The sequence below is a fragment of the Bacillus paramobilis genome (assembly GCF_038096195.1).
Classification (GTDB): domain Bacteria; phylum Bacillota; class Bacilli; order Bacillales; family Bacillaceae_G; genus Bacillus_A; species Bacillus_A mobilis.
The window spans coordinates 1,870,645-1,889,759 of the sequence record NZ_CP151108.1 but is presented as its reverse complement, the minus strand read 5'-3'; the positions used below and the strand labels follow the sequence as shown (position 1 = coordinate 1,889,759).

General features: G+C 34.8%; 13 protein-coding genes and 1 pseudogene. 4 read left to right on the top strand and 10 right to left on the bottom strand.

Annotated elements, in window-relative coordinates:
• Positions 1 to 6: 6 nt before the first annotated feature.
• Genes AABL52_RS09765 through AABL52_RS09755 form a run of 3 tightly spaced genes read left to right on the top strand, consistent with a single transcriptional unit; the run spans position 7 to position 3,776 of the window.
• The gene (locus tag AABL52_RS09765; protein WP_341519267.1) at positions 7 to 1,545 is read left to right on the top strand and encodes a spore germination protein; all 1,539 of its coding nucleotides are present in this window, start codon (positions 7 to 9) and stop codon (positions 1,543 to 1,545) included.
• Entirely contained in the window at positions 1,542 to 2,639 is a 1,098-nt protein-coding gene (locus AABL52_RS09760) for an endospore germination permease (protein ID WP_341519266.1), read from the top strand. Before AABL52_RS09765 ends, AABL52_RS09760 begins: the two co-directional genes overlap by 4 nt.
• Positions 2,640 to 3,776 carry a Ger(x)C family spore germination protein gene (locus AABL52_RS09755; protein ID WP_340420646.1) on the top strand — a complete coding sequence of 379 codons (1,137 nt, stop codon included), beginning with the start codon at positions 2,640 to 2,642 and terminating at the stop codon, positions 3,774 to 3,776. It begins immediately after the preceding gene.
• A gap of 80 nt (positions 3,777 to 3,856) precedes the next feature.
• On the opposite strand, the gene AABL52_RS09750 is transcribed toward AABL52_RS09755, so the two are convergent.
• The 5 genes from AABL52_RS09750 to AABL52_RS09730 all read right to left on the bottom strand — a co-directional run bounded on the left by AABL52_RS09750 (position 3,857) and on the right by AABL52_RS09730 (position 10,669).
• Positions 3,857 to 3,991 carry a phosphonate ABC transporter permease gene (locus tag AABL52_RS09750; protein ID WP_341519265.1) on the bottom strand — a complete coding sequence of 45 codons (135 nt, stop codon included), beginning with the start codon at positions 3,989 to 3,991 and terminating at the stop codon, positions 3,857 to 3,859.
• A 57-nt stretch (positions 3,992 to 4,048) separates the two neighbouring features.
• Positions 4,049 to 7,411, bottom strand: a complete 3,363-nt coding sequence (locus AABL52_RS09745) for a tubulin-like doman-containing protein (RefSeq protein WP_341519264.1) — start codon at positions 7,409 to 7,411, stop codon at positions 4,049 to 4,051.
• A gap of 74 nt (positions 7,412 to 7,485) precedes the next feature.
• Complete coding sequence (locus AABL52_RS09740) at positions 7,486 to 9,585, bottom strand: vWA domain-containing protein (protein ID WP_341519263.1); 2,100 nt, start codon at positions 9,583 to 9,585, stop codon at positions 7,486 to 7,488.
• 246 nt (positions 9,586 to 9,831) lie between these two features.
• A complete protein-coding gene (locus AABL52_RS09735) occupies positions 9,832 to 10,170 on the bottom strand; it encodes a VOC family protein (protein WP_098258702.1) in 339 nt (112 codons plus the stop codon).
• Positions 10,171 to 10,333: 163 nt separating this feature from the next.
• Positions 10,334 to 10,669 (bottom strand): hypothetical protein, encoded by a 336-nt coding sequence (locus AABL52_RS09730; protein WP_340420648.1) that lies wholly within the window; start codon positions 10,667 to 10,669, stop codon positions 10,334 to 10,336.
• A gap of 134 nt (positions 10,670 to 10,803) precedes the next feature.
• Between AABL52_RS09730 and AABL52_RS09725 the strand changes: the two genes are divergently transcribed.
• Positions 10,804 to 11,193, top strand: coding sequence for a hypothetical protein (locus AABL52_RS09725; RefSeq protein ID WP_097842940.1), 390 nt, complete (start codon positions 10,804 to 10,806; stop codon positions 11,191 to 11,193).
• Positions 11,194 to 11,233: 40 nt separating this feature from the next.
• Here the strand turns inward: AABL52_RS09725 and AABL52_RS09720 are convergent, their stop codons facing one another.
• The 5 genes and pseudogenes from AABL52_RS09720 to AABL52_RS09700 all read right to left on the bottom strand — a co-directional run.
• Complete coding sequence (locus AABL52_RS09720; RefSeq protein WP_341519262.1) at positions 11,234 to 11,953, bottom strand: class I SAM-dependent methyltransferase; 720 nt, start codon at positions 11,951 to 11,953, stop codon at positions 11,234 to 11,236.
• A 212-nt stretch (positions 11,954 to 12,165) separates the two neighbouring features.
• Entirely contained in the window at positions 12,166 to 13,362 is a 1,197-nt protein-coding gene (locus AABL52_RS09715; protein WP_341519261.1) for a hypothetical protein, read from the bottom strand.
• Positions 13,359 to 14,501: a HesA/MoeB/ThiF family protein gene (locus tag AABL52_RS09710; RefSeq protein ID WP_341519260.1), complete on the bottom strand. Its 1,143-nt coding sequence runs from the start codon at positions 14,499 to 14,501 to the stop codon at positions 13,359 to 13,361. Before AABL52_RS09710 ends, AABL52_RS09715 begins: the two co-directional genes overlap by 4 nt.
• Positions 14,502 to 15,615: 1,114 nt before the next feature.
• On the bottom strand, positions 15,616 to 17,331 hold the full coding sequence (locus AABL52_RS09705) for a peptide ABC transporter substrate-binding protein (protein ID WP_174718036.1): 1,716 nt from the start codon (positions 17,329 to 17,331) through the stop codon (positions 15,616 to 15,618).
• A 618-nt stretch (positions 17,332 to 17,949) separates the two neighbouring features.
• Positions 17,950 to 19,074 (bottom strand): annotated as a pseudogene (locus AABL52_RS09700) (peptide ABC transporter substrate-binding protein); the annotation flags it as partial.
• Positions 19,075 to 19,115: the final 41 nt, after the last annotated feature.

Genomic DNA, 19,115 nt, shown 5'->3' with positions numbered 1-19,115 from the left:
GAACAAATGGGGTCTTTTAATAAATGGATACGTGGTGAAAAATCTTTTTCTGCCCAAGGGCAAGCTGATCACCTATTAAATAAAGCTATTTCTTCTTCTCTTTCCCTTAATCTAAAGCACTTGTCCAAACTGTTTAGCGGTATTCCAGAATTAATTACACGCACTTTTCCGTTAAAAAACGGAAAAGAAGCCGCGCTTATATATATGGAAGGACTTGTAGATAAAACTGTTATTAACATCGACATCCTTCGCCCCCTCCTATTTAAAGAGTGGAATGAGGACAATTTTTGGGAATCTTCCGTTACAATCGGAAATGTAAAAAAAGTTCAGCAGTGGTCAGACATTGAACAGTCCCTTTTACATGGGAAAAGCATTTTATTCATAAATGGACAACTTACAGCGTTAGAATTAGATACGCAATCGGCACCAAAAAGAAGTATTGAAGAACCTACAACAGAAACTTCCATAAAAAGCTCACACGAAGGATTTAATGAAGTAGCGAGCGACAGTCTTGCACTTATTCGTCGATATATTCCAAATCGCGAATTGAAAGTGAAGGAATTCACTGTTGGTGAACGAGCTACTTCAAAGGTTTTTTTGCTGTACTTAGCAGACGTTGCAAACGAAGACGTTGTACAAGAAATGGCATGCCGCATCGAATCAATCAAAGTGGATGCCATTATTACTACCGGAGAATTAGAAGGGTTTGTTGAAGATAATTCCTATACTCTCTTTCCGCAATTATCAATAACCGAACGCCCTGATACAACGGCCCATCACATTTTGGATGGACGAATTGCTGTTATTGTAGACCGCTCACCCGGCGTATTAATTGGACCTATGACCTTTTCATCTTTTTTTCAGACGATAGATGATTACAGCTTCCGGCCAATGATTCCATCTTTCATACGACTACTTCGTTTTATCGGACTATTTATTGCAATATTTGCTCCAGCTCTTTATATTGCTATGATTTCCTTTCATTATGAAGTGATTCCACTTAAATTATTGTTAACAATTGGAGAATCTCGAGCTAAAATTCCTTTCCCCCCTATATTAGAAGCACTTTTGATGGAACTAGTACTTGAAATGCTCCGCGAAGCTGCGGTTCGGCTTCCTGGTCCCGTTGGACAAACGATTGGCGTCGTAGGAGGGATTGTCATTGGACAAGCTGCTGTCCAAGCAGGAATAGTAAGTAATGTTATGGTTATCGTCGTATCTATTACTGCAGTCGCTTCTTTTATCATCCCTAACATGGAAATGTCAGCAGGAATTCGGCTTCTTCGCTTTCCAATGATGATAACCGCTTCTTTGTTTGGGGTCATTGGAATTATGGTCGGGATGGCAGTTATCATCATCCATATTCTTTCTATGGAATCACTTGGTGTTCCTTATGGTAGTCCTTTTTCTCCGTCATTTGCTTCGGATTTAAAAGACATTCTTGTACGTTTACCATGGAAACTAATGAAGAAACGACCACTATCCCTTAACTTAAAACAAGAGAATCGACAACGCGATATAGAAGAAACGGAGGAAGATAAGTGACAAAGCGTGCAAAGAGGGAGATTAGTTTATTTCAATACATTTTAACGATTAGTGGTGTTCAAGTAGGGTTCGGTGTACTTACACTGCCACGTGAAGTTGCGCAAGGGGCGAATACAGATGGCTGGATGTCTATTATAATAGGATGCGCTATCACTACTTTAGTCAGTCTATGTATTGTAAAAATTATGGAAAAACATCCCGGGTATACTTTACTTGATGTGCTAACTCGTTATCTTGGGAAGTGGCTAGGAAGAGTAGGAATGATTTTTTGGATTTTATATGCTGTTCTTGCAGCTGTATCCTTAATTTTTTCCCTCTTATACGTTATTCACATTTGGATTTTGCCTAGAACTCCGATGTTTTTAATCATGATGTTATTATCTATTCCAATGGTTATGCTCGCATGTAAAGGTGTTCTTATTATTAGCCGCTATGCTGTTTTTACTGTCTTATTTACACTCTGGATGCCATTACTATTATTTATCCCACTTAAAGATGGTCATTGGGTCTATCTTCTTCCTCTCCTTAAAGAGGGATGGATACCGGTTTTCAACACAGTAAAATCAACTATTATTGCCTTTCTCGGATTTGAGTTTGCATTCGTCCTTTATCCTTATCTCAGTAATAAATCATCTGCAAAAAAAGGAATCGTTATTGCAAATATGATTACTTTATTCGTTTACCTGCAAGTTACGTTCGTTTCTTTCCTTTATTTTAGCCCAGATGGTATAACTAAGTTTTTATGGCCCACACTCTCTCTTGTTACACCATTTCACTTTTCATTTCTGGAACGGTTTGAAATTATCTTTTTGTCATTTTATCTCTTCATTATTTTTGATTCTTGCATTCCTTATATTTTTACTGCCTCAGATGGAATCAATCAGTTACTTAACAAAAAAGGGAGTTCATTACCTATTTGGTTTTTATTATTCGGGTGTGTTTTCGTTTTATTTTTTTATATCCCATCCTCGTATCAAATAAGTGCATTGCGGGAATTTTGGGGAACTGCAAGTTATTTTATCGTTTTTCTATTCCCAGTCGTATTTCTCTTATACATGACACTTTATCAGCATTGGAAAAGGAGAAAAATTTAAATGAGACGCTTTATTACTTTTACTATACTTTGTTTTCTCATAACCTTCTTAACAGGCTGCGGAGATCGGCTCGATTTAGAAAAACAATCGATTTCATTAATTTACGGTTTTGATGCCAAAGCAAAAGGAAAATTAATTGTATACCACGTAAACCCTATTTTTAATGAAGATGTAGAAAAAAAGTTCGAAACTCATGAAGCAATAGTACATACGCCTCGAGAAGCAAAAGCAATTTTTAATAGTTCAAGTAGCGGTTTAGTATCTACAGAAAAATTACAGCTTATTTTATTTAGCACAAAATTTTTAAAACAAGAAGGGGCTATGCCTTACCTTGATGTTTGGTATCGCGACCCTAAAAACACAGGAAATATGCGCATGGTTGCAGTTGACGGTCCAATTTCTTCCGTTATATATAATAATTTTAAAGATAAGCCTGCACTGCCTGAATATTTAACAGATTTAATTAATACGAACAAACTATACAATCGAACCGCGTTTACAACATTCCATGAATTCCATAGGCAAACTTTTAATAAAGGTATAACACCTGCTATCTCAGAAATAAAAAAAGGTAAAAAAGATGTGCTTGTTACCGGCTCTGCACTATTAACTTCTCGTGGAATCTATAAGATGTCTTTAAATCGATATGAAAGTGCCCTTCTTCTTATGTTGCAAAAGAAAGCGAATATACCCGTTTCACTTACAATAAAAGTCCCTTCTCATTCAGTTGAAAGTAATAGTCATCTAAAAGATACCGACGGCGATGATTTCGTAACAATAAATGTTCTTAGCATCAATCGTGATATCCATACAGGCTATAACGATAACCACTTCAAATTTAATATTGCAATGGATTTTAAAGTTTCCGTATCTGAACTTACATTCAACATGGATATAGACAAAGATAGAAAGAAATTAACTTCTCTTATTACAAAACAGCTAAACAAAGATTTAAACGATTTAATCCACAACATTCAAAAGCAGCAACTTGATCCATTTGGATTTGGTGATTATGCAAGAGCGTTTCAATATAAAGAATGGAAAACTGTCGAAGATGATTGGCCAAGTGCCTTTTCAAAAGCCAATGTGAAAGTAACTCCTACTATTAAAATTTTAGAAAACGGGATTATTAAATAGCCCAAAACACGCTACTTGCTCTTATACGTTTAAAGAGTAAGTAGCGTGTTATCATTTTTATTTTGAAGCTTTTTATACAGTTACACTTCTGTTTCTGATTCTTCGTTTTCTGCTTGTTCCAATCTTTGCTGCTCTGCAAGTTCAGCTGAAATCATTCCATAATAAATTTCTGGATACAATCCAAATATTTGATATACACTTCCTAAAAATGGCATCGGAATCCCTCTTTTCTAAAGTTGTATTGCCACTTTTAAGGATTCCCTTTTCATTCATTAAACATTCGTTTTTGGCGTTTCCTCTTCATCATGAACGCTTAATAAATTTTGCCATTTTTTATAAGGAGCACTATTTGGATCTACATAACCTTTCGCATACGAACGATCCCACAATTGTTTAATAAACATTTCTTTCTCTTTCTTTGCAACCATATCGGCACCTGTACCGTAATAGTTTTGGAAATACAACTCAATTTCATCAAGGAATAGCCTTAATAATTCATCAGAAGTTTCTTCTAACGTTGGGTCATATTTCGCTTCACGGTCATACATTAAAATCATATCTAAAATATTATGGACATGCTCTTTACGAAGCCATCTAATATCTTGAGCACCTAATACAAACGGATGTGTATATAAGTGTCCGCCCTGTATCATAGCTTTTTCTTGTTCTTCTTCAAATCTGGACAAGATGTTTTCATAAATAAACGGATTATGAAGCAACGCTCTGTGTAATTTGTAACTTTCACTTGAAATATTTTTTCCCATCGACTGAATTAAGAAGCTACGCCCAACGCCGTTATATTGATACACGAACTGACCATCAACAGCAACTAAACTAATCCAGCGATACATATATGCGTATAATAGAGCGCGATTACATTTATCGTAATCTAACTTCGTTTGCGTTGCATTTAAGTCTGGCATGAATGCTGGTAAGTGCCAATACTTATCTAAATGCGGCGTTAAACTAGATTTTTTACTATTCAACTTGTTCACACGGCGATAGTATGACTGAAAATAATCACCTTTATCATTCATAAATCCATTTGCAATATGCCCAGACGAAAGCTTAGGAAAGTCTTGCAACGATAAACCGTAATGCGCACGATAACAAATGACTTCAAATGGTGAAAAAGCTTCATGTACTGTATCTTTTTCTTTAAACATTTCTTGAATTAATTCCTCTTGTAGTTCTTTCTTTAAAGATGGATGTATCCCCCAATATTGTAATTCCCTATGATGGGAAACTTTCGGCACAAATGGACTAGCTAAATGGAACAAGTCTTCAATTTTTTCACGGACGTATTCATCACGATCACGCTTCTTATAATCCGCTTCTTTTCGTAACGCCTCAACGATATTCAGCTCTAGTTTATCGCGATAGCGTATTTGTAATTCATCGTAGCAATAACTTAGTATGTGCTCACGATAAAAGTCTTCTACCTTTTTCGATTGAATCTCTTCTGTTTTTGCATCCCGGCAATATTCTCCATATAAACTCATATAAATTTCCGCAGATATATCTTTCGGTAATACTCCTAAATTTAAATGTTGCTGCATATCTTGCCATATCTTTTCTTGTAACTTCTCTTCAGCTAATACGTATACATTCGTTGGGTTTGTTTTTCCTTCAAATTCCTTGCTTCGTTTTTGAATTTCAAACAATAAATTTTCACGTGTTTCGTGTAAATTATCAAAAAACCTTTCCCAATATTGAATCATTTTATTAACCGCTTGATATAGTGATTGATAAACGAGTTCTAATAGCATTTCTTTACGATACTCGTTTAATTTGTGTACGTACTGCGTTACAATATCTTCAAATTCTTTTTTAAACAAACGCTGCTGATTATTCATCATTTTTCCAAACCAGCCTTGTTGCTGCGCAATTTCTACTCGGCGAACAGCTGTTACCGTCCCATCAATATTACTTACATTAAATTTCTTATCGTAGTTTTGAATTAAATTACGCTTTTGTTCATTATTTTCATGTAGTCGATTCATTTTCTCTACTAACTGCTTTCGAATTTCATACAGCATAAAACGAGCTGATACTGGGTGAACAGGATCTGTTTTCTTTAAAAACCATGTATTTAGTTGATATGACTGACCTTCAGAACCACTTGGTGAAAAACGGTCTGATTCAATCATGTCATATAAAAGTGTCGTTACATGTTCATGTACACGGCTCGGAATCGCATACGCATATAAACGAACCGCATGATCCACTCTTGCTACTTCACCTTTCATTTGCTCCATCATTTTCAATTTCGCAGCCGAAATTTTACACTCATGCTGCAGACGGTTTAATTCCTCATCTTTTTGCACCGTACGCTGTACATAGCTCTCTACAGCCTCTAAAAACAGTTTAGATTTCGCAACACCAACCTTACCGCCTTCTGCTCCCTCACGTGTTTCATTGTACATTTGTCTATAGAAAATATGAGCCTGCTCTGGACGAGTAGCAAGATGTTCTAAGTCTTCTAAATAACTTTTCCCGCGCTCTGGCTTTTCACGTTGCATACCACGTTTTACATCTTGATCGTATCTTTGTTTCTTCTCTCGAAACAGTTGATCTAAATGAAGCCACGATTCATCTAAACCTTGCACAGCCCATTTTAAAGCACAATATTTTAACACGTGCTCATACGGATAAATAATCTTTGCTGTCCCTGCCCCGCAATATCGTCCTTTCCCGCTCGATTCTGCTAATTGCTGAATTTGATTATCTTCCTGCGCAAAATGATTTGCAGACATCGGACTAAATAACTGTAAATATATCGTATTTGCCATTTGCTCCATATAATCCGATAAATTGTGCAGGTGGTGTCCATGTAAGTTTTCGTAATCGTATAAGAAACAATAATTGTATGGTAAATGATGTTGTTTAATCGTATGATTCGTTCTTCCGTCTTCATCTACTTGATCAGGACGATACTCTAATTCAATTGTGACGCCACCCCGTTTGGATAGTTCTCCTGTAGAACCGAGTGTAATCGCGTGTAATTCTTTTAACGATGCATAGCCATTTGCTTGCACCGTTTCAAACTCTTTCGCACTAACCGTTCTCGTCTTAACTAGCACATCCGGCATTAGAAACGCGCCGCGTATTAAAATGTTGTGATGCTGCAATTTTTTTCGAAGCATTTCACGTAAATATAATGCAATTTGCAGAAACATCCCTGAACCTGTTCCGCCCGCTAGTGACGTTACTATAATGACACGTACTCCATATTCCGTTTGATCGCTCGTAACCGGAAAAATCTTCTCGATTTCTTGCCAAAAGGATGTCAATTTATCTTCTTTCATCGCAGCACGTAACGCTAAACGAGAAATGACGCGTAATTGTCCTGCCCCTTCTGTCAGCGGTTTATCAAGTATAGTCGGATCCATCGGAAACCACTCGGGAATCGTTGGGTCTCCCGCAATATACTCTCTTGGCGTTTTACTCGAACTCGTTTGCGTTTTAAACTTTCGAATATGATCAAATTTACTCAATGTATTCACATCTGTATCAAATACGTGCATTGCTACCTTTTTTCGGCGCTCCTCAGGTAGCCTTTCATATATTTGATGTGTCACAGTACTACCGATTCCACCTAAACCAATTAATATCGTTGGAACTTGTAACGTCATGTGAACCACCTTCCTATTCTTGCTTGTTTGAAAAGAGGGGGAAAAAGATAAGACTCTCTCCTTTTCCCTACCTACTATTCACACTCATATTTGTAAATTTCTTTACCATACCCTCTATCAATTACTAAAAGTTCATTTGGATATAGCGTCTTATGTTCCAATCCAACCTCATCTTCTGTTATAAACATCCCATCAATAATCATTCCTACTACTTGTGACTCTTTCGCTACAAATATCGATTTTGATCCTTTTTTTGCTATAAACGTAACGGATTGCACAGTCTTTCTTTCTGCCCTAAACGGAATGCCAAAATAGTGCTTCCACCATTTATTTTTAAGTAACTCTGGTTCAGATTGATATAACCAATCTTTCGCTACCTCTTGATCCCATTCGTAATACAATAGTGCTTTCCGGTGAAATCTCGGACGAACAATCCATCCTAAAACAATTATTCCTACTACTAACAGTAATAAAGTGATAGGAATAACAAACTTAAAAATAAGCGCATATTTTTCATAAAACGGTGCATTTTGAATATGAAGTGATATACTTTTCTTTACTTCTTGTAATTTTGAATCTTGCACTACGATGGTAGCTTCTACGGTGCCGGTATCTGTAAAATTGAATGTGTCGGAGTAATGAGGTCGAGGATAAATATAAATTTGATTACCATGTTGTTTTATTTCATAGTTGATTGATTGTTTAGATGTGACACCAGTAGATTTTAATAGTTTCTTTACAGCCTCTTCTGTCATCGGCTTACCATCTAACTGTGGTTGTATAATAAACGGTTTACTGTTCTCTAAATTTGTTACTTTTTCTTCATAATCTTTCGTTATCGTTTGCAGTGATAATTTTGGTTTTTCCGTTACTTCGATTTTAAATTCTTTCGTCTGTCTGTAAAATCCCTTTATGTTCATATGAACTTTCCCGCGTACTAACCCTTTATCAATCTTCGTTTCGTAGTAAAATACATGTTTTTTATCGTCCCACTTCATCGGGTACTGTTTTCCGTCTATTTCTACTTCTGCCTGAAAATATGAAGACTGAATTGGTAATTCCGTAGGCTTCGCTTCAATAACAGCGGTAACACCTTCGTACATTTTTTCCACATTTTTTTGACTACGATCATCTTTATCATAAGTAGAAACAGTATAGTTAAGCGCCGGTTCAACTAGTACTTGTAGTCCTTCTTTTTCAATATCTCGATCCACTTCTATCGTATAAGTGCCTGGTTTAATAACTTCCTGATTTTCCGTACTAATATGAACTATATTTCCGAATAATTTCGCTTCTCCTGGTGCATGTATGGAAAAGGAAGATTGTAATTGTAACGGTTTAGAAATTTGTGTGACCTGATAATTAGACAAAGAAGGCGATTGTCGTACAAGCGTCATACGCTTTAATGGAAATGGTGTTGTAATCTCTACTTTCTTCCCTACTACTTTCGTTTTTACAATCGATTCAACAGAAGAGAACGGATCACGATTTGCAACTAATGCTGCCACTTGATTGACGCTTTTTACAATACCATCCTCTCCACTAGATGGCATCGTAACTCCGTTTATCTCTTTCTTCCATATCTCTTTAAACATATTTAGTTGTGCCTTTTCTTGCTGTCCTAAATCCTCTTCCATCGTAATTAAAATTGGATGTAACGATATCTTTTTTGCATCCATATCCTTCTTAAACTGTGCTAACTTCTGTGTAATTTGTTCTTTTCCGCCAACCTTATCTTTCTCTAAATCATTAAATGCCCCGTCAGTTAAGACAATAAGCCAAAATTCACGTTTTCCATCTATATCCGCTTCCTTTTTTATAGATTGCATCGCCGTTTCTACTGCGCTAAACGGAGTATTTAAATACGTTTTCCATGCCCCAATTCCCTCAATTTCTGTTTGTCTCTTAACCTTCGTTAACGAAATGTTTAATGGATCATTCGGCTTGCTCATTGGAACATACGAAAATTTATCTTTTTCATCTAATAGCGCAACTAAACTTTGCAAAGCGTAATTGGCATATTTCCAGCGATCGTTATTTCTCATGCTGCCCGAATCATCATATACAAGTGAAACGACCCTTTCCTTTGCCTCCTCTCCTTTTGCAAAAGTCCAAAAAGGATGTAACCATATAAATAGAAACAACATGAATGTGGCACAAATTCGAATTTTCATGATGAGGCTTCGCCACCTTTGTAGACAAATTCCTATGTTTAAATTTATGAGAGGATACAAGATATATGACTTGTATTTTAGGACAACTAACATAGCATAACTTTATTATGTAAACTGTTATATACGCTGAATACGATTCCTTCTAGCGTTTTCTATCCGATACTATAAGTAAAAAGCCTGTTTAAGCTCTACACTTAAAACAGACTTTTCATATTGAAAACACATAATAAAAAGTTTGATTTTGAATTAACACATCACTTCAATTGTAAATCCACCAGGTGCTTCAACATAAAATGTATACGCATGTGCATGCTTAGGAGGTTCTACTAAAAAGCCATCCTCTTTCAATCTTTGATTCATCTTATTTACTTGTTCTTCACTTTCTTGAGGAAACCCTACATGAAATGTTTGTGGATAATGTACGTCTTTCCCTTTCATTAATGTTAATATAAACCCATCATTATCACGCAAAACTGCAAAACCATTTCCCCTTGTTCCGCTACAAGTTAAACCAAAATATTTTTCTAAAAACTCTCTAGCAACTACTACATCTGAAACTGTTAAATTAAGATGTTTAATTTTCAAACCGCCACCTTCTTTCTTAATTTTCTAACATTTTATCATATAAAGTGAAATTTTACTCAGTAAGAGTTTTGTTCATCCCCCACTGAGCTTCAGCCCTCACCAATCGGGCTTTTACGGGCAGTTAATGCGGGACAAATAAAAAACACGCCTTTCACAGCGTGTTTCATTGCTTCACATACACTTCAACTACCGGATTATCTTTATTATCCGCATGCAAACGTAAATTCTCTTCACTTGTACTATAAATACTAGCTAATAACATAATCGTTAGTACATTAGGAGTTTTTGCATCGCTTCCGTATTTTCTTTCAAGTGCTTCTTTGTATTCAAAATCCAAATCCCCCTGCACATATGTATACACTTCAAAGCCATCTTCTAAATTGCAAACTACTGTATCAATTATATCTGCCCCTACTTGCTTCTTCATTTCCTCTCGCAATGCTTCAATAAATTCTTCCCACGGTACTTCGTATGTCTGAAACTGATCTGTAGATTTCATCCCTTTTCCTCCTTATATATCCTCTTCCTATATTTCCCCTTTTCTATAACAATTATGATAGATAGGGCATTCGTACAAGCCGCACTTGTCCCCATTACATATCGTATTACTGTAATGGAGAAGGAGGAAAGAACATGCATAGACAAAAATGTTACGATACGTGCCAACGTTATTTCGGTAAAGTCGTTCGAATTGAAGATCGTGATGGTCGCATTCATTTAGGGAAAATAATTGATGTGACAAAAAGCTCTGTATGGATTGAACCAGTGCAACAGCGCTCATCTTTTGATACAGGATTTGGATACTATGACGCTTATGCAAACGGTGGCTGTGATCTTTGCGGCGGCATTAGCAGATGTGATAGCTGTGGATTTGGTTGTGGTGGTGGATTCGGTGGCTGTGGATGTGGCGGTCGTGGTTGCGGTAATTGCGGCGGCTGGGGAGGCGGCGGTTGTGGATGGGGCGTTGAACTCGGATTTGGTTTCATCTTCGGAATTACATTAGCTGCATTATTTTTCATTTAACATAGTAAAGAGTTGACTATCTTTAGCCAACTCTTTTTATTTATTTTTCACATATAAAAATGCGATGACCTAAAATATGTTGGTACATAAGTCGTACATTTTCATGTTGTACCCATGCCTCATATAATTCATTTGGAATATGCGGGGATACATTCCATTCTGGCTCTTCTATATAGCCAGAGATCGTTTCTGCAATTGTACCACCGCCAGCAATTATAATTCTTTTAAAATTTGCTTTCTGGAATAATTGTACCCATTCATTCTCAGTTAATAGTTCTTTCATCCCGTATAACTGGGCAATCTTTTCTTCCTCACTCTTCTCAATGTGCCTATCAATAATCATTTCAATGACAACAAGCTTGCCATCCTTCTGTAATACACGATAGCACTCCGAGATAACCCTTTCTTTCTCCGTAAAAGCGAGTATCGATTCTCCAAGTACGAACTCAAATGAATCATGCAAACAAGGTAATTGCTCTACATTCCCTTCAATTAATTGAATGTCTAGTCCTTCAATCAACCATCTATCTTTCGCCTTTTGAATCATGATCTCATTCTTTTCAACCGCCGTTACTTTATAACCACATTCTTTTGTCATATATGCCGCTGTTTTCCCCGTACCGCACCCTATCTCAAGGACATTCGCCCCATATTTAAAAGGCAATTGCGCTAACAATTGTTTTGTTAACGTAAAACCACCAGGATGAGCACTTCCTATTCCGTAATAAGCTAGGAAATCGATGTAAGCATTTCGTTCCATGGGATTCTCCTTTTAATTTTCTATATTACTTATATTCCAACCTACAAAAATGGTGCATTCCCCTACTAAAGCCCTTTTCAAAATAAAAACAATCCAACAATGAATTTATCACGTTGAATTGCTTTTATTAAAAATCATCATATTAATATCAAACGAACAAAAATTCAGAATACTACCTCATATAATTTGTTATACCAAATTAAATATAGTTTTTACACTTCTAACTGAGAATTTGTATTTCTAATACGACTTTTCCATGCTCCAATACACCAAAGAGCTATCTCAAATAGAGTTAGACTTAATAAAATAAAACCATCCCAAAAATTAATTGAATTTATTTGATAGCTACTAATTTGTTGAACCGCTCCATTAATAGCTGTATATCCTGCTGGAACTGTATAAAATACAAATAATAAACTCGCTGCTATACCTCCGAGCACATAAAAATAGCTGTAATACTTCGCCAGTTTCTTTTCTTTTTCTGGTAAATTAACAAATATGTTCTTTTTAGTAGCCACAATACTTTTCAATAAGTATGCTGTAGCACTTTGAGTAAGGTTAGAACTATTAAAATATGTTATTAGAATATAGTAAAAGTCTGTCCTTAAAAAGATTGCAAACTGAGATACAATCCTATACATTTGAATAAGTATAATCATTCTAGCAAAGTGATATATAAATTCTTGGTTTTGTATAAAAAACTGTATCAATACAGCGATAAAGAGAACCACCATATCCCAACAAAGACCAGCTAAAAAAGGAATATATCTTTTTTGTTTTTCCTGTGACCATAGTTTATTCATATCAGCTTCTATAACAATCCAAAACCATCTAATACTTAGCTGAAACCGAACAGGGACATTTTCTTTTGCAGCTGCAAAATAATGTCCAATTTCATGTAAAAATGTTAGAAGCCAAGATACAATAAAGAATATGAACAAGCTGATACCAACTGATTCAAAAAGGAACATGTCTTTATAATTTGGTAAAAGGCTAGGCTCATAGCAAAACATTCCAACAGTTAATATACTTAATATTGTATACATAATTACCGTTTCTTTTCGAAAAAACAAATTACCTATTTTTTGTTTCCATCCTAAATTCATATCCATTTTTATTATTTCCATCAATACTTTGCCATCTAATTTATGTATAAGATTTAATTCCAGTAATAATTCAACAAAATCTAAAACATCGATTTCAATTTTATATTTATTTTCAATTTCTTTTTGAGATTCCTCAATACTCAAACCTTTATTTAACAGTTCTATTACTAGGACACCCTCGTATGGAATTCTAATAAATATATCATTATACAAATCTCCTACCGTATATTCCTCATCATCTTCTTTTTGAATTGATAAATGACTTAAATCCACTATAGAGTCTAATGTTAATTGATTACTCATTGAACTGCCGTCCCTTGTTTCGCTATTGAAATTAATTCTTCAAGACTAACTGGCTCAATATTCTCATTCTCTTTTCCACATGTAGGGCAGTCAGGCAGCTTGTCCCACTTGAAATTCTTTTTAATCTCTATATTTATTTTGTCATAAATCATTGTAGTAGAAGCAGGCATAGCCTCTGTATAGCCTGAAAGCAACTTTGCTACTTCAGAAGTCATAAAGCCATTTAATAATGCAACATGAGGGCCGGTTGTAACATTTCTACCTGGAAAATGATTATTATAAATTGCTCTTAATTGATATTCAAAGAAAGGATCTAGACGCAGGGCATGAATTAAATAGCAATCATAACAACCACTTTGATTAGGTACTATTCTCTCCCAAATTATTTGTGTGTTACTTACTCCACCTTGAATAAAAGGAATATTTTGCTTTACACACGCTGCATTTACCCACCTATTACAAAGAATCGCTGGTGAATCTATAGCATTTATGACAATATCTGCTTCTTTTATAATTGAGTTCAAGTCATCTGAACTTTTAATTTTCTTATTAATAAATTTAAAATTCACATCACTATTAAGCTCTTTAAGACGGTTCAATGTTGCTTCTGTTTTTAATTCCCCTATATTTTTTTCCGAATATAAAAATTGTCGATTCAAATTACTTGTTTCTACTAAATCATAATCCACACCTATAATATTCTCCACGCCTAGACCTGTTAAACACGCCACACCTAAGCTAGCACCACCAAGACCTAATATTGCTACTGTCGAATCTTTTATTTTTTTTTGAAATTCAAATTTATTTTTTTCTAACGAAGTAAAATTTGTATAGAATGTTAAATTAGCTCTGTACCTTTCTAAATCTTTTTTATTTATGTATTGATATGGATCAACACTTTCATCCTCAATACAACCAATTTCATTGAGAGCATGAATACACTCTTCAATCATATCAACTGGTATTGAGCTTACTTCAGAAATTTCAAGTATATCTCTCTTGCCATCCAACAATTCAATTATTTCGTTTATCACGCCATCTGAATCGTCAATCTCATAGCTATCCGTTTCTAATCCTATCCGTATTACATTTTGATGTACTACTACGGGTTTCATTATTTCTTTAAATTTCGGTCTCATACAAATACCTCCATCAATTTTGATAGACCGTACATAAATTAATGCACGGCCAATTTCCTAACTTACTATTAACTATGGTGTACTACTAACGGTACTAACTTCTCTACTTTACGTACTTGGATTTTCACTTTTTTCATACTAAAACCTCCCTTACTTATTTAGTCTATTTTCCAATAATTAAGCTGCATGTACTGCTAATGGTACTAACTTCTCTACTTTACGTACTTGGATTTTCACTTTTTTCATACTAAAACCTCCCTTACTTATTTAGTCTATTTTCCAATAATTAAGCTGCATGTACTGCTAATGGTACTAACTTCTCTACTTTACGTACTTGGATTTTCACTTTTTTCATACTAAAACCTCCCTTACTTATTTAGTCTATTTTCCAATAATTAAGCTGCATGTACTGCTAATGGTACTAACTTCTCTACTTTACGTACTTGGATTTTCACTTTTTTCATACTAGAACCTCCCTTACTTATTTAGTCTATTTTCCAATAATTAAGCTGTATGTACCAATGCTAATGGTACTAACTTCTCTACTTTACGTACTTGGATTTTCACTTTTTTCATACTAGAACCTCCCTTACTTATTTAGTCTATTTTCCAATAATTAAGCTGTATGTACCAATGCTAATGGTACTAACTTCTCTACTTTACATACTCGGACTATTTCCTAACTTACTATTAACTATGGTGTACTACTAGTGGTACTAACTTCTCCACTTTACGTACTTGGATTTTCATTTTTTTCATCATTTCCACTCCCCTCCATATAATACATAAAATGTCTATCTAAGCTGTTAACACCATTTTAACACATTTATTTGAATTTTCTAACTATATTTCCGAAAATTCACCTATATTTTACAAATTTTTTTCGACATTCTACATGTGTGTTTGTATTCACACCAATTATCAATCAAATAAATCCATCACTACTTCGTTTTATATCCCCTCCAATCTTCTATAATCTAAATTTTTATACTCTCATAAAAAAGTTCAAACTTGAAACAGAAACAGAAACAAATCAAACCCCATAAAAAAGTATTTCCCACAATCAATAATCAATTGTAGAAAATACTTTTAAATTTATAGAATTATCATAATTTTACTTACTATCCTTTTCTGTTATATAAGCCCATTTAAAGCTATATTCTGGACTAATGTTATGTTTCACAATGCCTTTTACATTCGGTTTCATTACATATGCTCTACCAGTTTGATATAAAGGTACCATTCCTGCATCTTCTTCAAGTAGTAATTTTTCTGCTTTCCCTAATGTTTCCCAACGTTTTTTCGTATCACTCAATAGCTCATTACCTGCTTTTTCTACCATTTCATCATATTTTGAGTTTGAATAACTCATCTGGTTATTCGGACTCTTCGACTCAAACATGTCGATAAATGTCATTGGATCCGCATAGTCTGGACTCCATCCACCATATGAAATTTCATAGTCTTGTGCTGATTCTAATTTCAGTTTTTGTTTAAACGGCTGAATTTTTGTATTAATTGTTACACCTTTTAAGTTTTTCTCAATTTGATCTTTAAAGTAGTCAGCAATCTTCTTCGCAGTTCCATCATCATAGCTTAGTAACTCAATCGTAACTTGATCTTTTCCAAGCTCTTTTTTCGCTTCTTCCCAAGCTGCTGCTCCTTTTTTCGGATTATACTTCAGGCCATTTTTAAATGTATCTTGAAAATCTTTACCATCCGGTCCTGTCGCCAGCCCTTTTGGAACCAATTGATCTGTAGCTTTTGAACCATTGTTTAAAATAACGTTTGCTAAACCTTTTTTATCAATTGATAACGCAATTGCTTCACGAAGTTTTTTGCTCTTTAACGGTGTATCTTGTCCGTTACGCTTTTGATTTAAACGTAAGAAGAATGTGCTTGCTTCTGAATACTCACCGTATTCACCTTTATTCGATTTATATTTATCTACAAATTCTCCAGAAAGTAGTGCAAAATCAAGAGAATCCGTATCATATAAATTCACCCGTGTAGCAACTTCTTTTACTACACTATAATTAATTTCTTCTAATTTCACAGTCTTTTTATCCCAATACTTATCATTTTTCTTCAATTGCCAGCCTTGTTCATGTTTCCACGAAGACATCACAAACGGTCCGTTATACAACGTTGTATCTGCTTCTAAACCGAACTTATCTCCTTTTTCTTTGACGAACTTTTCATTTAACGGATAGTAGGATGGGAATGCTGTTAAATTTAAAAAATACGGTACTGGTTTTTCTAATTCTACTTCTAGCGTATAATCATCTATAGCTTTCACTCCTAGGTCAGTTACAGGCTTTTCTCCTTTATTAATTACTTCTGCATTTTTAATATAATAAGCTATAAATGCATATTCAGAAGCTGTATTTTTATCTAATAATCTCTGCCATGCATATACAAAGTCTTTTGCTGTCACAGGATCGCCATTTGACCACGTTGCATCTTTCCTTAGCTTAAATGTATATTTCTTACCATCCTCACTTTTTGTGCTAGATTCCGCAGCAGCTGGAATCGGCTTATTATCTTTATCAAGACGATATAAACCTTCCATTGTATTTCCTAAAATTTGCGCGCCAACAACATCAGTTGACTTTGAAGTATCCATCGTCGGAATTTCTTGAGTTTCTGTACGATTTAATACTTGCTTTGCTGCATATTTAATATCAGATTTCTTCTCTTCTCCACCATTATTAGACGTCGTAGTCGTTTTTTTCTCTCCACCAGAACCAGAACATGCTGTTAAAGCCATACTCATTGCTAACACTGGTGCCACAACCGCCGTGAACTTCTTCATCTTTTTCTTCATTATTGTACCCTCCCCAATTATATGTACGAAAATAACTTTGAGAGATTTTCCACTAACATAGTTATCAGAAAATTCTTATTAATTAATATTCTACTATTTTTTTCGGTTTTGTAAAGTTATTTTTAAAATATTTAGAATTTTTAGTGATAATAATATATTTTTTATTACTACTATATGTGGATTATCCCCCCACCTACTATATGTTAGTACCATTTTCCTTATTCCTCTCTTTTTATATTTCATTTCATAATAAAAAGCACTTCAAAGTGGCTACTTTGAAGTGCTTTTTCAACTCTATTATTTCTCAGTTACATATGCCCACTTATAGCTATATTGCGGGCTAATATTATGTTTAACAACACCTTTAATATTTGGCTTCATAGCATAAGATCTAGCAAGTTGATATACAGGTACAATTGCTACATCCTCTTCAAGAAGTAACTTTTCTGCTTTTCCTAGCTCTTCCCAACGTTTTTTCGCGTCACCCATTAATTCGCCGCCAGCTTTTTTAATCATATCATCATATTTTGAATTAGAGAAACTCATTTGGTTATGAGAATGCTTCGATTCAAACATATCTAAGAATGTCATTGGATCTAAATAATCTGGGCTCCATCCGCCATATGAAATATCATAATCTTGCTCTGATTCCAATTTTAGTTTTTGTTTAAACGGTTGAAGTTTAATATTTACTGTTACACCTTTTAAGTTTTTCTCAATTTGATCTTTTACGTATTCCCCAACTTTTTTCGCATTACCAGTATCATAGTTCAAGAGTTCAATTGTCACTTGGTCTTTTCCAAGTTCTTTTTTCGCTTCTTCCCATGCAGCAGCTGCTTTTTTCGCATCTGGTTTAATACCGTTTTTAAATGTTTCTTGGAAGTCTTTACCGTCTGGTCCAGTTGCTAATCCTTTCGGCACTACATAATCAGCCGCTTTAGATCCATCGTTTAAAATAACATTTGCTAAATTCTTTTTATCAATTGATAGCGCAATTGCTTCGCGTAATTTCTTGCTCTTTAATGGTGTATCTTGTCCACCACGTTTTTGATTTAAGCGTATAAAGAACGTACTTGGTTCATTATATACCCCATATTCCTCTTTATTATTTCTAAATTTGTCAACAAATTCTCCTGTTAATAAAGCGAAGTCAATTTGACCACTATCATATAAATTCACAATAGTTGCTGGCTCTTTTACAACACTATAGTTAATTTCATCTAATTTTACGGTCTTTTTATCCCAATATTGATCATTTTTCTTCAGTTTCCAACCTTGTTCATGCTTCCAATCAGAAAGAACGAACGGCCCATTATATACTGTTGTATCAGATTCTAAACCGTATTTATCCCCTTTTTCTGTTACGAACTTCCCATTTAATGGATAGTACGATGGGAATGCTACTAAGTTTAAGAAGTATGGTACTGCTTGTTCTAATTCAACTTCTAAAGTAAGGTCGTCTACTGCCTTTACTCCTAGTTCAGTTACAGGTTTTTCCCCTTTATTAACCGCTTCTGCATTTTTAATTGGGAATGCGATAAATGCATACTCAGCAGCTGTTTTTGGATCTAATAGGCGTTGCCATGCAAACACGAAATCTTTCGCTGTTACAGGATCACCATTTGACCATTTTGCATCTTTACGTAATTTGAATGTATATTTTTTACCATCCTCACTCTTCGTGCTTGACTCTGCCGCAGCTGGGATTGGTTTATTATCTTTATCTAAACGGTATAGTCCTTCCATTGTATTACCTAAAATTTGAGAACCTACAACGTCTGTATTTT